General features: G+C 70.1%; 14 protein-coding genes. 4 read left to right on the top strand and 10 right to left on the bottom strand.

All coding sequences use genetic code 11. The features are described from left to right. Window positions 1-430: LacI family DNA-binding transcriptional regulator (locus AC3A46_RS06405; RefSeq protein ID WP_487664366.1), on the bottom strand; the 430-nt coding region annotated here is incomplete at its 3' end. A 57-nt stretch (window positions 431-487) separates the two neighbouring features. Here AC3A46_RS06405 and AC3A46_RS06400 point away from each other — a divergent pair. Further along, the gene (locus AC3A46_RS06400; RefSeq protein WP_487664365.1) at window positions 488-1,339 is read left to right on the top strand and encodes an NAD-dependent epimerase/dehydratase family protein; all 852 of its coding nucleotides are present in this window, start codon (window positions 488-490) and stop codon (window positions 1,337-1,339) included. Then, window positions 1,336-1,932, top strand: a complete 597-nt coding sequence (locus AC3A46_RS06395; RefSeq protein WP_487664364.1) for a DnaJ family domain-containing protein — start codon at window positions 1,336-1,338, stop codon at window positions 1,930-1,932. Before AC3A46_RS06400 ends, AC3A46_RS06395 begins: the two co-directional genes overlap by 4 nt. A 22-nt stretch (window positions 1,933-1,954) precedes the next feature. Here AC3A46_RS06395 and AC3A46_RS06390 read toward each other — a convergent pair whose 3' ends face one another. Both AC3A46_RS06390 and AC3A46_RS06385 read right to left on the bottom strand, forming a co-directional pair. Then, window positions 1,955-2,245, bottom strand: a complete 291-nt coding sequence (locus AC3A46_RS06390) for a DUF4287 domain-containing protein (protein WP_487664363.1) — start codon at window positions 2,243-2,245, stop codon at window positions 1,955-1,957. Window positions 2,246-2,255: 10 nt separating this feature from the next. After that, window positions 2,256-2,639, bottom strand: coding sequence for a cupin domain-containing protein (locus AC3A46_RS06385; protein ID WP_487664362.1), 384 nt, complete (start codon window positions 2,637-2,639; stop codon window positions 2,256-2,258). A gap of 73 nt (window positions 2,640-2,712) precedes the next feature. On the opposite strand from AC3A46_RS06385, the gene AC3A46_RS06380 reads away from it, so the two are divergent. After that, entirely contained in the window at window positions 2,713-3,702 is a 990-nt protein-coding gene (locus tag AC3A46_RS06380) for an ArsR/SmtB family transcription factor (RefSeq protein WP_487664361.1), read from the top strand. A 243-nt stretch (window positions 3,703-3,945) separates the two neighbouring features. Beyond that, window positions 3,946-5,193 (top strand): MFS transporter, encoded by a 1,248-nt coding sequence (locus AC3A46_RS06375; RefSeq protein WP_487664360.1) that lies wholly within the window; start codon window positions 3,946-3,948, stop codon window positions 5,191-5,193. Between the two features lie 274 nt (window positions 5,194-5,467). Here the strand turns inward: AC3A46_RS06375 and AC3A46_RS06370 are convergent, their stop codons facing one another. The 7 genes from AC3A46_RS06370 to AC3A46_RS06340 form a co-directional block, all read right to left on the bottom strand. Further along, window positions 5,468-6,484, bottom strand: a complete 1,017-nt coding sequence (locus AC3A46_RS06370; RefSeq protein ID WP_056368620.1) for a LacI family DNA-binding transcriptional regulator — start codon at window positions 6,482-6,484, stop codon at window positions 5,468-5,470. 94 nt (window positions 6,485-6,578) lie between these two features. Continuing rightward, window positions 6,579-7,616 (bottom strand): galactofuranose ABC transporter, permease protein YjfF, encoded by a 1,038-nt coding sequence (gene yjfF, locus AC3A46_RS06365; protein ID WP_487664359.1) that lies wholly within the window; start codon window positions 7,614-7,616, stop codon window positions 6,579-6,581. Continuing rightward, the gene (locus tag AC3A46_RS06360) at window positions 7,613-8,659 is read right to left on the bottom strand and encodes an ABC transporter permease (RefSeq protein WP_487664358.1); all 1,047 of its coding nucleotides are present in this window, start codon (window positions 8,657-8,659) and stop codon (window positions 7,613-7,615) included. Before AC3A46_RS06360 ends, yjfF begins: the two co-directional genes overlap by 4 nt. Continuing rightward, a complete protein-coding gene (locus tag AC3A46_RS06355; RefSeq protein WP_487664357.1) occupies window positions 8,656-10,221 on the bottom strand; it encodes a sugar ABC transporter ATP-binding protein in 1,566 nt (521 codons plus the stop codon). The genes AC3A46_RS06360 and AC3A46_RS06355 overlap by 4 nt, the downstream gene beginning before the upstream one ends. A 121-nt stretch (window positions 10,222-10,342) precedes the next feature. Beyond that, window positions 10,343-11,332 (bottom strand): ABC transporter substrate-binding protein, encoded by a 990-nt coding sequence (locus tag AC3A46_RS06350; RefSeq protein WP_056368612.1) that lies wholly within the window; start codon window positions 11,330-11,332, stop codon window positions 10,343-10,345. A 220-nt stretch (window positions 11,333-11,552) separates the two neighbouring features. Continuing rightward, window positions 11,553-12,587, bottom strand: coding sequence for a potassium channel family protein (locus tag AC3A46_RS06345; RefSeq protein WP_487664356.1), 1,035 nt, complete (start codon window positions 12,585-12,587; stop codon window positions 11,553-11,555). Between the two features lie 90 nt (window positions 12,588-12,677). Continuing rightward, the gene (locus AC3A46_RS06340) at window positions 12,678-13,430 is read right to left on the bottom strand and encodes a DUF1684 domain-containing protein (RefSeq protein ID WP_487664355.1); all 753 of its coding nucleotides are present in this window, start codon (window positions 13,428-13,430) and stop codon (window positions 12,678-12,680) included. Window positions 13,431-13,594: the final 164 nt, after the last annotated feature.

Here is a 13,594-nt window from a genome sequence, read left to right as displayed (position 1 = left end):
CGGTCTTGGCGAGCACGACGATGTCGCCCGTGATGGACCAGTTCTCGACGTAGTAGAGGTCCAGCCGCACGCTGTCCCCGTCGCGGACGGATGCCTCCACCGACGCGTCCGCGTAGGCCGTCGCGATCCACCGCCCCGCCTCGCGCGCGCCCGCCTCCAGCGCCGCGATGCCGACCGCCGGGCCGTACAGCGTCGCGTCGGACGCGATGACGCCGAGCGTGCGCGTGGTCCGCGTGCCGAGAGTCCGTGCGGCGTTGTTGACGCGATAGCCCAGGTCCTCGATCACCCGGAGCACGCGGTCGCGGGTCTCGGGTCGGATGTGCGGGTGCTGGTTGATCACGCGCGACACCGTCTGGGTCGAGACCCCCGCGGCACGCGCCACGTCGCGCACTCCCACCCGGGCGCCGGGCGCCGCGCCGCTGTCGTCCATCGCGGCAACCTTAGCCCTCTCGCCCCGCTGGCCCCCGCGCAGTGGCAGTCTGGAGTCATGCGCATCGCCCTCACCGGTTCGTCCGGAAAACTCGGAACCGTCGTCGCCCGCGAACTGCGCGCGGCCGGCTACGACGTCATCGGCATCGACGTCGTCGGCACGCGCGGCCCCGACTTCGTGCAGGTCGACCTCACCGACTACGGCCAGGTCGTCGACGCCCTCTCCGCCGTGAACGACCGCCACGACGGGTTCGACGCCGTCGTGCATCTCGGCGCGATCCCGGCCCCCGGCATCCGTTCCGATGTCGCCACGTTCCACAACAACATGAACGCGACGTTCAACGTGTTCTGGGCGGCCGTGCGGCTCGGCATCCGTCGCATCGTGTACGCGTCGAGCGAGACCGTGCTGGGACTCCCGTTCGACGTGCCCCCGCCGTACATCCCGGTCGACGAGGAGTACCCGCCGCGGCCGGAGTCCGTGTACTCGCTCGTGAAGACGCTCGAGGAGCGCATGGCCGTCGAGCTCGTGCGCTGGCACCCCGATCTGTCGATCACGGGCCTGCGGTTCTCGAACGTCATGGCGCCGGAGGACTACGAGGCGTTCCCGTCGTACGACGACGACGCTCTGAAGCGCAAGTGGAACCTGTGGGGCTACATCGACGCGCGCGACGGCGCACAGGCGGTGCAGCGCGCGCTCGAGGTCGCCCCGCCGGGCTTCGAGACGTACATCATCGCCGCCGCCGACACCGTGATGTCGCGCCCCAACGCCGAGCTGGTCGCCGAGGTCTTCCCCGGCGTCGAGACCCGAGAGCTCGGCGAGCACGACACGCTCCTGTCGATCGACAAGGCCCGGCGTCTGCTCGGGTACGAGCCGCAGCACTCGTGGCGGGATCACATCGCGGGCTCATGACCGAGAACCCCCGTGAATCCGCCGAGCGCTACCGCTTCGAGAAGTGGCAGCGCGAGCAGGGACTCGCGGGCGACGGGGAAGACGAGGAGACGGATGCGGCCGCGCCGGCGTCGAAGGCCGCTCGGGCGTACTCGGCGGCCGATCGCGCTGCTGTGGTCGAGACCGCGATCCAGCAGGCCATGCGGCGCGGCGACTTCGACGACCTGCCCGGTGCGGGAAAGCCGATACCGGGCCTCGGCGAGAGTCACGATCCCGACTGGTGGATCCGCCGCAAGATCGAGTCCGAGAAGCTCACCGGCCTCGGCCCGCCCGCTCTGAGGCTGCGGGTCGAGGATGCCGAGTTCGCCGCGCGGCTCGACGAGCTGTCGCGCGAGGTCGATGTGCGAGAGGCAGTCGAGGACTTCAACCGGCGCGTCGTCGAGGCCAGGCGGCAGCTGCTCGGCGGCCCGCCGGTGGTGACGCCCACTCGGGATGTCGAGGCCGAGGTGACCGCGTGGCGCGAGCGCCGCGCAGCGCGGGTGACGAGGGTTCAGCAGGAATCGGATGCCGCGGCCCGCCGTCGGCCCTGGTGGCGGCGACGGGGGCGCGAGTAGCGCGGCCCCGCCGCCAGGCGGGTCAGGGGTTCGGGTTCGTCGCCTTGCCGTCGAGCCACAGCGTGTTCGACGGGTCGGAGTGGGTGGTGTCGGTGCCCACGTGCTTGTCGCTGATCTGCGGACCCTTGGTGATGACGTGCACGATCGCCATCGCGTGGCCGCGGCCGAGGCCGTAGTCGGCGGCGAGCCACTCGACGATCGGCGTCGCCTTCGTCGTCTCGTCGAAGCCCTTCTCGTGCGCCTTCTCGATGAGCTGACGCGGGGTGAGCCCGGTCTTCGCCTCGACGTTGTCGAGATATGCCTGGAACGACATGTGGTTCTCCTCAGCTGCCGGTCGGGATGTCGAGTACTCCAGGTGCATCCTGCCACTCCTGGACGATGCGGTCGGAGGCGTGGATGCACAGCACCCGCAACCTGTCGGTGCCGCTGTTCTCGAAGCCGTGCCACGCTTCTGCAGGAGCGGTCACGGTGTCGCCTGCGACCGCGTCGAGCGTATCGCCGTCGATCGTGATACGCGCCTCTCCCTCCAGCACCACCCATGTCTCGGCATACGGGTGGCGGTGGATGTCGGGGCCCAGACCGGGCTCGGTGTCGGCGAAGAAGTACGACACGGCCGCGCCGTGCTCGGCGCCGATGAATCGACGCAGCCTTCCCGTGCCGACGACGAGGGCTTCGGCAGGAACGATCGCCGGGATCGTGGTGGTCATCGGATGCTCCGTTCGCATGTGGTGATGTGAAGCCAGCCTCGCCGCCGCGCTCTGCGAGCCCTATAGTTTCGATGTGGATCGAAAGTTCGTCGACTTCCAACTGGCTCCGGACGACCTGACGGCGATCCGTTTCGGCATCTCGCCCGGTCACGAGCTCTGCCACGCGGTGCGGGCGCTGCTCCGCCCCGACGAATACCCGCTGCAATGGGGATGGATGCGGGCGACCCGCGGAGCGATCCCCCGCGACGACTTCGACCTGCTCGCGCTTCTCATCCGCGACGACGGCTACTTCCCCGACTTCCTCACCACCACCCCGACCTGGGAACTCACTCCCGAGGCGGAGGCCGATCGGCTGCGTGAGATCGACGACGAGCGATTCGAGGTCGACATGACCAAGGTGCTGGTGCGCACCGACGGCACCCGCCGCGCCGCCGTGCAGCGCATGCTGGAGCGGCCCGACCGCGCCCGGGCGATGATCGCCGAGGCATGGCTGTCGGTGTGGAACGCCGGCATCGCGCCGGTGTGGACGCAGCTCGAGCGGCTGCTGCGGGCCGACATCGCGGTGCGTTCGCGACGCATCGCCGAGAGCGGCATCGGCGCGATGATCCAGGGCCTGCACGACCGTGTCGCATGGTCGGACGGAGCCGTGCGCGTCACGATGCGCATCTGGAGCGAGGTGGTCGACTGCCGCGGCAGCGGACTCGTGCTCGTGCCCTCGGTGATGGGTTCCACGGGATGCTTCGTCCTCACCGAACCGCCGGCGCAGCCGACGCTCTTCTACCCGGCGCAGGGGGTCACCGCCACCTGGGCGCGGGATCCCGCCGACGTGGCGTCGGCGCTCGGCGCCCTGCTCGGCCCGGCACGCGCGCGCATCCTGCTCGACGCGCACGAGCCGCGCACCACCTCGCAGGTCGCGCGCGACACGGCCCTGGCGATCTCCACCGCCTCACACCACCTCACCGTGCTCCGTGACGCGGGCCTGCTCGCGAGCACACGCGACGGCGCCCGGGTGCTGCACCGACGCACCCCGCTCGGCGAGGCGATGGTCGGCGCCGTGCTCTGACCGGGTCGGCCGGCGTTCGGGGCGCGCTCCATGTGTTCGGGGCGCGCGACGTGCGCCCCGAACGCGTGCAACGCGCCCCAAACCCTGAGAAGTCGGGGCCCAGAGCCCGGCCAGGTCCTGCCCAGGTCGGCCACGGTAGACTGGCAGTGCCCATTTCGATGTGCATCTACCTGTCTGCGGCTCCCGGCTGCGCACAAGGCGGCACCAACAGCCGCCGACCCCCGGCGCATGGCCAGGAGCAAGATGCACACGACACTCGTCGAGACCGACACCGCTGCGCGCGCCGCCGTCCGGCGCCCGAGCCTCATCCGCGAGGCCGGCTACGCGTACTTCCCCATCGCGCTGATCGCGCGCCTGCCGTTCGCGATGATGGTGGTCGGCATCCTGACCCTCGTCGTCTCGGCGCGCGGTTCGCTCGCGCTCGGCGGCGCGACGAGCGCCATGACCGGCCTCGGCACCGCCCTCGTCGGCCCGCTGCTGGGAGCCGCGGCCGATCGCTTCGGCCAGCGCCGCGTGCTGCTGATCGCCGGCGCGGCGAACAGTGCGATGCTCGCGACGATGGCGTGGCTGGCTTTCGCGCCGGTTCCGGATGCTGCGCTCCTCGCCGTCGCGTTCTTCATCGGCGCGACCATGCCCCAGGTCGCCCCGCTCTCCCGCAGCCGCCTCGTCGGCATCATCGGCCGCGCGTACCCGAAGGAGCGCCGGACGCCCGTCGTGAACGGAGCGATGGCGTACGAGTCCGCGGCCGACGAGATCGTGTTCGTCTTCGGCCCGGTGATCGTCGGCCTGCTCGCGACCACTCTCAACCCCGCCGCCCCGGTGGTCGGCGCCGCTGTGCTGGGCCTGATCTTCGTGGGCGCGTTCGCGCTGCATCCCACGGCTCGGACCGTGACGGCATCCGCCGGCGCCGCCCGGCCCGAGCAGGCACCGCTGCGCGAGCTGTTCCGACCGCGCGTGCTGGCCCCCGTCGTCGGCGCGCTGGGAATGGGCCTGTTCTTCGGCGCGATGCTGACCTCGCTCACGGCATTCATGGCCGAACGCGGCGTACCCGAGCAGGCAGGGCTCGTCTACGGAGCGATGGGCATCGGGTCTGCGGCCCTCGCTCTCGGCGTGGCGCTGTTCCCGGCGCGCTTCACGCTGCGGGCGCGGTGGCTCACGTTCGCGTCGATCCTGGTCGCGGGCACCATCGCGCTGCCGTTCGTCGGCAGCGTCGGCGCGATCGCGATCTGCCTCCTCGTGATCGGCGTCGGCATCGGCCCCACGCTCGTCACGCAGTACAGCCTCGCCGCCGCGTTCAGCCCGCGGGGCCGTTCCGCCACCGTGATGACGATGCTCGGCTCTGCCATCGTCGTCGGCCAGTCCGCAGCATCCGCTCTCACGGGTCTCGCCGCCGACGCCGCCGGAGCCGGCACCGCACTCGTCGCGCCCCTGCTCGCGGCGTCCGTCGTACTGGGTGCGGGCATCTGGAACGCGTTCGCCTCACGCCACTGAGGCTCGCGTTTCCCGTCCTCAACTGAGGACGAGAGCCGAGACGAGGGTCCGCACCGCCGTCCCGATCCGCATCCCGGCACGTTCCCTCAGATGAGGATGTCAGCCGCGAGAGCTGCGAGAGCCGCGAGCCAGCCGAGAGAGCCGCGAGCCAGCCGCGAGAGCCGCGAGCGAGCCGAGACGAGGGCCCGCACCGCCATCCCGGTCCGCATCCCGGCACGTTCCCTCAGATGAGGATGCGATCCCCCGAGCGAGCCGCGAGCGAGCCGCAGGGGCCTCAGACGGCGCGCGTGCTCGCCCGCACGATGAGCTGCGGCACGCGGGTGGGCGGCGGGGCCGTCGCCTCCTCGTCCTGCAGCTGGGTCAGGACCGCGGCCATCGCGTCGCGGCCGAGGCCGACGAAGTCCTGCCGGGCGGTGGTGAGCGGCGGCGAGAAGTGGGCGGCCTCGGGGATGTCGTCGAACCCGACGACGCTCACATCCCCGGGAACGGCGAGCCCCGCGTCGGCGAGCGCGTGCAGCAGCCCGAGTGCCATCTGGTCGTTCGCTGCGAACACCGCGCCGGGCGCGCCCTCGCGCACGAGCTCCGTGCCGATGCGGAACCCCGCCTCGGGTGACCAATCCCCCCGCGGTGCTTCACGCCCGATGAGTCCCCCCTCCGCGAGCTGATCGCGCCAGCCGCGCAGCCGTTCCTCGGCGTCCATCGATCCCACCGGGCCCGCGATGTGCACGACGTCCCGGTGGCCCAGCTCGAGCAGGTGCGAGACGGCCGCGCGCGCGCCCTGGTACTGATCGAGCGTGACACGGATGCCTCGACCGCGGGACTCCGACGCGATCGAGACGAGCGGCACCCCGAGCTCCCAGCCGTCGAACGCGTCGAGCGCCGAGCGCTCGGCGGCGAGCAGCACGATCGCCTCGACGTTCTGCCGGATGAGCATCTCGGTCGCGGAGCGCAGCGTCGAGGCCGCGGCATCCGCGGGATTGGTGGCGATGACGGCGTACCCCGCGTCGCGGGCGGACTCGTTGAAGTTGAGCACGACGCTCGACGGCCCGTAGTCGGGCAGCCCCGTGGCGACGAGTCCGATCGTGCGTGAGCGCCTGGTGACCAGCGCCCGCGCGGCCTGCGAGGGCACGTAGCGCAGCTGTTTGATCGCGTTCTCGACGCGTTCGCGCGTCGCAGGGCGCACATTCGGCAGGTCGTTGAGGACGCGCGACACCGTCTGGTGCGAAACACCGGCCAGGCGCGCGACGTCGAAGATCGTCGCGACGCGGTTCCGGTCGCCGTTCGCGCTCACGTGCTGCGCCCGCTCCCCTCGGGAACGTGGTGGCCCGCCCCGCTCCCCATTATCCCGACCGACGATTGCCCCAGCGTGCGCCCCACGCCCCGAGTCATCGCCGTCGCGCCGTCAGCACGCGCTGCAGCACGATGAACACGAGAAGCAGGACGCCGATGAAGATCTTCGTCCACCACGACGACAGCGTGCCCTCGAACGTGATGATCGTCTGGATGATGCCGAGCACGAGCACGCCGAGCACCGATCCGAGCACGAAGCCGTAGCCGCCCGCGAGCAGCGTGCCGCCGATCACGACCGCCGCGATCGCGTCGAGCTCGGTGCCGATCGCGGTGAGCGGGTAGCCCGAGAGCGTGTAGAAGGTGAACAGCACACCCGCCAGGCCCGAGCAGAAGCCGCTCACGACGTAGACGAGCACCTTCGTGCGCGCCACCGGCAGGCCCATCAGCATGCCGCTGTGCTCGCCGCCGCCGATCGCGTAGACCGTGCGACCGAAGCGGGTGCGGTGCAGCACCCACACGGCGACGGCGACGACGACCACCGCGATAATGACGCTCCACGTGATCGACATCCCGCCGCCGAGCGGCAGCCGGCTGACGGCGAGCGCGATGAACGCCGGGTCGGTGATCGAGATCGAACTCTGGCTGATCACGTAGCAGAGGCCGCGCGCCAGGAACATCGCGGCGAGCGTCGCGATGAACGGCTGCACTTTGAAGTAGTGGATCATGAGGCCGACGAGCAGGCCCAGCACGCTCGTCGCGACGAGGATGAGCGGGATGACGACGGCGGCCGGCAGCCCCGCCTGCAGCAGGCTGGCGGCGATCATCGTCGACAGTGCCACGACCGCTCCCACGGACAGGTCGATGCCGCCGGTGAGGATCACGAACGTCATGCCCACCGCCAGCACGATGAGGTACGCGTTGTCGACGAAGAGGTTGAGGAGCACCTGACCGCTGAGAAAGCCCGGGTAGCGGATGCCGCCGATCACGAACACCGCGACGAACAGCACCGCGGTGACGAGCACGGGACCGTACTTCGGGCTCGTGAACGCGTCGCGGATGCGGGCTCCGAGGCCCTTCGGCGCCTTGCGCGGGACGCCCGTCGTCGGCGCGGGCGCCGGAAGGAGAGTCGTCATGCGGATGCCACACCCTTTCCTGTGCGCACGGCGAGGCTTCGTCGCCATGAAGCGAGTGCCTGGTTCGTCGTCGGCGACTGCAGCAGGCAGACGACGGTGACGACGGCGGCCTTGAAGACCATGGTCGCGATCGGCGGGATGCCGACCGTGTAGACGGTCGTGACGAGCGTCTGGATCACGAGGGCGCCGACCAGCGTGCCCGCGAGCGAGTACCGGCCGCCGGCGAGCGACGTGCCACCGATCACCACCGCGAGGATCGCGTCGAGCTCGATGAACAGCGCCGCGTTGTTCGCGTCGGCCGCCATGGTGTTGGCCGTGAGGATCAGGCCCGCGATCGCCGCGCAGACCGCCGAGAACGTGTACACGACGAACAGCAGTCCGCGCGCCCGGATGCCCGCCTGCCGCGAGGCCTCCGGGTTGATGCCGACCGACTCGATCATCATGCCGAGCGCCGTGCGGCGGGTGAAGACGGCGGCGAGCACGAAGACGAACGCGGCGATGTAGACCGCGATCGGGATGCCGAGCCAGAAGCCCGATCCGAGCGCCTTGAACGGCGGGCTCGTGACCGTGAGGATCTGCCCCTCGGTGATGAGCATCGCGACGCCACGGCCGGCGGTCATGAGGATGAGCGTCGCGATGATCGGCTGGATGCCGATGACCGAGACGAGGAATCCGTTCCAGACGCCCAGCACGAGCGAGATGAGCAGGGCCACGACGATCGCGACGGCGACCGTGGCGGGATTGCCGGGATCGGGCGAGCCGAGCAGGATGCTGCAGGCCACCGCCCCGGAGATCGCTGCGACCGCGCCCACCGACAGGTCGATGCCGCGCGTCGCGATCACGAGCGTCATGCCGATCGCGACGATCAGCGTGGGGGCGCCGTTGCGGAGGATGTCGATCAGGCTGCCGTAGAGGTTGCCGTCGCGAATCGTGATCGCGAAGAAGCCGGGCACCGCGATCACGTCGATGATCAGCAGCACCGCGAGCATCACGATGGGCCAGAAAAGCCGGCTCGAGGCGAACCGGGCGAGGAGGGCGGTCATGCGGAGGCTCCCGTGTCGGTGTCGTCGCCGCTGCCCTCGGCGATGAGGGCGAGCAGGCTGTCGACGGTGAGATCATCGTTGACGAGGTCGGCCACTTTCTGGCGGTCGCGCATCACGATGATGCGGTGGCTGAGGCGCAGCACCTCTTCGAGCTCGGCGCTGATGTAGACGACGCTCATGCCGTTCTCGGCGAGGCTCACCACCAGCTTCTGGATCTCGGCCTTGGCGCCGATGTCGATGCCGCGCGTGGGCTCGTCGAGGATGAGCAGGCGCGGCGCCACGGCGAGCCACCGGGCGAGCAGCACCTTCTGCTGATTGCCGCCCGAAAGGTTGCGCACGATGGCGTCGGGGTCGGCGGGGCGGATGTTGAGCGCCTGGATGTAGCTCTGGGCGAGCTCATCCTGCCGCTTCTTCGGGATGGGCCGGAACCATCCGCGATCGGCCTGCAGGGCGAGCACGATGTTGTCGCGCACGGTGAGTTCGTCGACGACGCCCTCCGAACGGCGGTTCTCGCTCGAGAACGCGATACGCCGCGAGAGCGCCTGGCGCGGGGTGCGCAGCTTCGCCTGCTCGTCGCCGATGGCGACGCTGCCGCTGTCGACGCGGTCGATGCCGCCGAGGAGGCGCGCCACCTCGGTGCGACCCGAGCCGAGGAGCCCGGCGAAGCCGACCACCTCGCCCTCGTGGATCGTGACGTCGACGGGCGCGACCGCGCCCCGGCGCCCGACGCCCTGGGCGCGCAGGAAGACCGTCGGGTCGCCGGCATCCGCGTCCGTCTCGCGGACGCGCTGCTCGAGGTCGTCGAGCGCGGCGATCTCCTTGCCGATCATCTTCTGCACCAGGTCGATGCGCAGGAGCTCGGGCGTCAGGTACTCCCCCACGAGGCGGCCGTTGCGCAGCACCGTCAGGCGGTCCGCGATCTCATAGACCTGGTCGAGGAAGTGCGAGACGAACAGGATCGCGACACCGCTCTCCTTGAGCGACCGGATGATGCGGAAGAGCTCTGCGACCTCGTCGGCGTCGAGGCTCGAGGTCGGCTCGTCGAGGATCAGCACACGGGCGTCGATGTTGATCGCGCGCGCGATCGCGATGAGCTGCTGGATCGCGAGCGAGTGCGAGCCGAGCAGCGACGCGGGGTCGACCTCCAGCCCGAGGCCCTCCAGCACGTCGCGCGCCTGGAGACGCATGCGGCGCGTGTCGATCGCGCCGAAGCGGCGCGGCTCGCGACCCAGCATGATGTTCTCGGCGACCGACAGGTTCGGCAGAAGGTTGACCTCCTGGTACACCGTCGAGATGCCGGCGTCCTGCGCCTGCGCCGTGGAGTGGAACGACACCTCGTCGCCACCCAGGGTGATGGTCCCGGAGTCCGCCTGGTAGACGCCGGTGAGCGCCTTGATCAGCGTCGACTTGCCGGCGCCGTTCTCCCCCATGAGCGAGTGCACCTCGCCGGGGAACATGCGGAACGAGACGCCGTCGAGGGCTTTCACGCCCGGGAACGAGATCGAGATGTCGGTCATCTCGACGACGGGCTCGGGCGCGGGCGGGCGCGTGGTGTCGGTCATCCTGGGTTCTCCGTCGAACGAGGGGCGACGGCGTCGTCGCTGCGGACAGTGCGGGCGGGTCGAATCGAGGGTAGTGGCGGGGACGGATGCCGCGGCATCCGTCCCCGCCACGTTCCGGTGCTCAGTACTGCCGGTCGGGCAGCGCCTCGATGGCCTGCTCCTGGGTGAAGGTGGTCTCTTCGGTGATGATCCTCGGCTCGACGGTGCCGCCGTCATTGAGGGTCTTGATGATGTCCACCAGCTGGTTGCCGAGCAGCGGGGAGCACTCGACGATGAAGTTGATCTTGCCGTCGGCGAGTGCCTGCATGCCGTCGTGCACCGCGTCGACGGTGACGATCTTGATGTCCTCGCCGGGGACGAGGCCCGCGGCCTCGATCGCCTCGATCGCGCCCAGACCCATGTCGTCGTTGTGCGCGTAGACGAGGTCGATGTCGGGGTTGGACTTCAGCATGGCCTCCATGACCTGCTTGCCCCCGGCGCGGGTGAAGTCACCGGTCTGGCTCGCGATCACCTCGAGGTTCTCGTTCTGACGGATCACGTCGGCGAAGCCCTCGGCGCGGTCGATCGCGGGAGCCGCGCCGGTCGTGCCCTCGAGCTGGACGATGTTGACCTTCTCGGTGGTGTCCTTGTACTGGTCGAGCACCCAGAGGCCGGCCTTCTTGCCCTCCTCGATGAAGTCCGAGCCGAGGAAGCTGACGTACAGCGAGGTGTCCTTGCTGTCGACGGCGCGGTCGGTGAGGACCACCGGGATGCCGGCGGCCTTCGCCTCGTTGAGGACGGCGTCCCAGCCGGTCTCGACGACGGGCGAGAAGGCGATGTAGTCGACGCCCTGCTGGATGTACGAGCGGATCGCCTTGATCTGGTTCTCCTGCTTCTGCTGCGCGTCGGAGAACTTGAGCTCGATGCCCGCGTCGGCGAACGCGGCCTGGATGTCCTTGGTGTTGGCAGTGCGCCAGCCCGACTCGGCGCCGACCTGCGCGAAGCCGACGACGAGCTCGTCGAGAGCCTTCGGCCCCTCCGACTCCGTGCCGGTGCCGCCGCTGCCGGACGCGCAGCCCGCGAGGCCGAGGATCAGCGCGCCTGCGGCGGCGATCGAGAGCAGCTTCTTCATGTGAGTGAACCTCCTTGTTCATCCGGGCGCGAGGCTGGCCGCAGCGCTCTTGGTTCCGGAGCGGCCGACATGGCCGCGATTCAGGATGTTAGCGCTCACTGTTAGCGCTCACAAGCGGTTACGTGCCGTGATCATGCAACGAACAGATAACGGATGTGAGCGCGAACATTCCGTGCCGCCCACTGCCCGAGCCGTCGGTGGGCAGCAAGGCGTCCGGCGACTACCGCGTCGCGTCGGCGAGGAGACGGCGCATCTCCGCCATCGTCTCCTCGGACTGCGCGAGCAGCGCGCGGAGGCGCTCTACAGTGTCCTCGGGGTCCGCCTCGCGGACCTCGGGCTCGAGCTCGGGCGATTCCCGCGTGCCCGCGATCGGCGCACCCGGTCCGCTCCCCTGGCCCGCGGCGGCCCCTGCCTTGACGGCGCCCGCCACCGCCCCCGCCGCGACGCCGTTCGCGGCGTGATCGGCGATCGACGCCGCCTCGGTGGACGCGACGGTCGCGCCGTCGGTCGCTGCCGGGGTCTCAGCATCCGTCTCCGCATCTTCTGCGGCCTTGCGCGGACCGAGGAAGAGGTTCGCGAGGTAACCGGTGAAGGTGCCGAAGATGCCGACGCCGACCACGATGATCAGCGTGCCGATCATGCGGCCGACGTTGGTGACCGGGTACTGGTCGCCGTAGCCGACGGTGGAGATCGTGACGATCGTGTACCAGAGCGCGTCGGAGGCCGAGGTGATGTTCGCGCCGTCGGCGTCCTCTTCGACGTAGAGGATCGAGATGCTGCCGAACTGCAGCACCAGGATGCCCATCAGCAGCAGGGTCATCAGCGCACTGTTCGCGCGGTCGTGGATGAGGGTGGTCCAGACGGTCCGCGGGCCGAGCTCGCGCAGCAGCCGGAAGACCCGCAGCAGGCGGAACAGCCGCAGGATCTTGAACTGCGGGAACGGCAGGCTGGCCAGCAGGTCTGCCCAGCCGAAGCCGCGGAAGAAGTAGCGCGACGCCTTCGGTGCCGTCGAGATCCGGTAGATGAAGTCGCCGAGGAAGATCGCGCTGAACAGCGCGTTCATGACCGAGAGCACGAGCTCGAGCGCGGTATCGCCGACGATCGCATACATCAGCACGAGGTTGAGGATCGAAATGATCGACAGCACGCCGATGAAGATCTCGTACGCGGTGTTCTTCAGCTCGGCCCGCGCCTCGGCGCGGGCCTTCGCCCGCGCGCGGGAACGCTCGCGCATGTCGGAGAGGGAACGGGCCATGGCGAGGCTCCTCGTTTTGGGCGATGCCGGACGCGCTCCGACCGTGGCACCATTGTGCTCGCACCCCGCCCCGGGGTGCGAGCACCACTCTCACGCGAGTTCGGTCACCCGCTCCCCTGCTTCGACACGGACCGTGAGGCGGTTGTTCGCCGGCGGGAGCGGGCACACGTAGTGGTCGCTGAACGCGCACGGCGGCAGGTACGCCTGGTTGAAGTCCACGGTCACGGTGCCGTCCGCGGCCGGCGCGTCGATCTCGAGGAACCGGAACCGGTAGGCGTCGACGTTGCTCGTCGCGTCGGCGATCACCGCGCTGAGCCCCTGGGCGGGATCCCCCGTGACGGTGAGCTCGACCTGCGATCCGCCGATCTCGAGCGCGATCGTGCCCACCGCGGGCTCCTCGCGCTCGTAGCCGTCGACGCTGCGGATGACGTTGATCTCGCCCTCGGCCGCAGGGCGGAAGATCCCGGGGAGCGCCCACGCATCGTCGTGAGGGAACGACAGGATGCCGCGCAGTCGCGTGCGCCCGGGAGTCTCGGGGTCGAACACGCGCAGCGCCGGCGCGCCCTCGCGGCTGATGGCCTTGAGTCGGACGCCGCCCACATCGACGTGCTCGCCGGGAGCGAGCACGATGTCGTCGACCGGAGCACCGGCGACGTCGGCGCGAAGCCCCGTGCCGGCGACCTTGCCGTCGACCGCCCGCCACACCCCGGGTGCCCCGCCGTACGCGCGCGGCTCGGTGTCGAGCCAGTGCGTGTGGCGCAGTGCGGCGATGCCGTGCTCGCTCGACACGGCGCGCCAGCGCGCGTCGGTGACGGTGTCGGGGGTGCTCGCGGGGAGGGTCATTCGATTCCTTCGTCCGGGGACAGGGCGGTTCGCCCTTCCATCCCAACACGGCGTGGGCGACCGCATTCCCACCGTGCGACCCGCTGCGCCGCGCGGTGTCACGGGGCGTCACGATGTTTACCTTGCGGTTCTAGATAACTTGTACTTCTATGTACCTAGGACTT

The sequence above is a fragment of the Microbacterium sp. Soil_C_42 genome (assembly GCF_057656735.1).
This window is presented reverse-complemented; position numbering and strand designations above follow the sequence as displayed.

Excerpts from the sequence above, each read along its gene's own strand:
- AC3A46_RS06400 (WP_487664365.1), top strand. The coding sequence starts at position 488 with ATGCGCATCGCCCTCACCGGTTCGTCCGGAAAACTCGGAACCGTCGTC.
- AC3A46_RS06395 (WP_487664364.1), top strand. The coding sequence starts at position 1,336 with ATGACCGAGAACCCCCGTGAATCCGCCGAGCGCTACCGCTTCGAGAAG.
- AC3A46_RS06390 (WP_487664363.1), bottom strand. The coding sequence starts at position 2,245 with ATGTCGTTCCAGGCATATCTCGACAACGTCGAGGCGAAGACCGGGCTC.
- AC3A46_RS06385 (WP_487664362.1), bottom strand. The coding sequence starts at position 2,639 with ATGACCACCACGATCCCGGCGATCGTTCCTGCCGAAGCCCTCGTCGTC.
- AC3A46_RS06375 (WP_487664360.1), top strand. The coding sequence starts at position 3,946 with ATGCACACGACACTCGTCGAGACCGACACCGCTGCGCGCGCCGCCGTC.
- yjfF (WP_487664359.1), bottom strand. The coding sequence starts at position 7,616 with ATGACGACTCTCCTTCCGGCGCCCGCGCCGACGACGGGCGTCCCGCGC.
- AC3A46_RS06360 (WP_487664358.1), bottom strand. The coding sequence starts at position 8,659 with ATGACCGCCCTCCTCGCCCGGTTCGCCTCGAGCCGGCTTTTCTGGCCC.
- AC3A46_RS06355 (WP_487664357.1), bottom strand. The coding sequence starts at position 10,221 with ATGACCGACACCACGCGCCCGCCCGCGCCCGAGCCCGTCGTCGAGATG.
- AC3A46_RS06350 (WP_056368612.1), bottom strand. The coding sequence starts at position 11,332 with ATGAAGAAGCTGCTCTCGATCGCCGCCGCAGGCGCGCTGATCCTCGGC.
- AC3A46_RS06345 (WP_487664356.1), bottom strand. The coding sequence starts at position 12,587 with ATGGCCCGTTCCCTCTCCGACATGCGCGAGCGTTCCCGCGCGCGGGCG.
- AC3A46_RS06340 (WP_487664355.1), bottom strand. The coding sequence starts at position 13,430 with ATGACCCTCCCCGCGAGCACCCCCGACACCGTCACCGACGCGCGCTGG.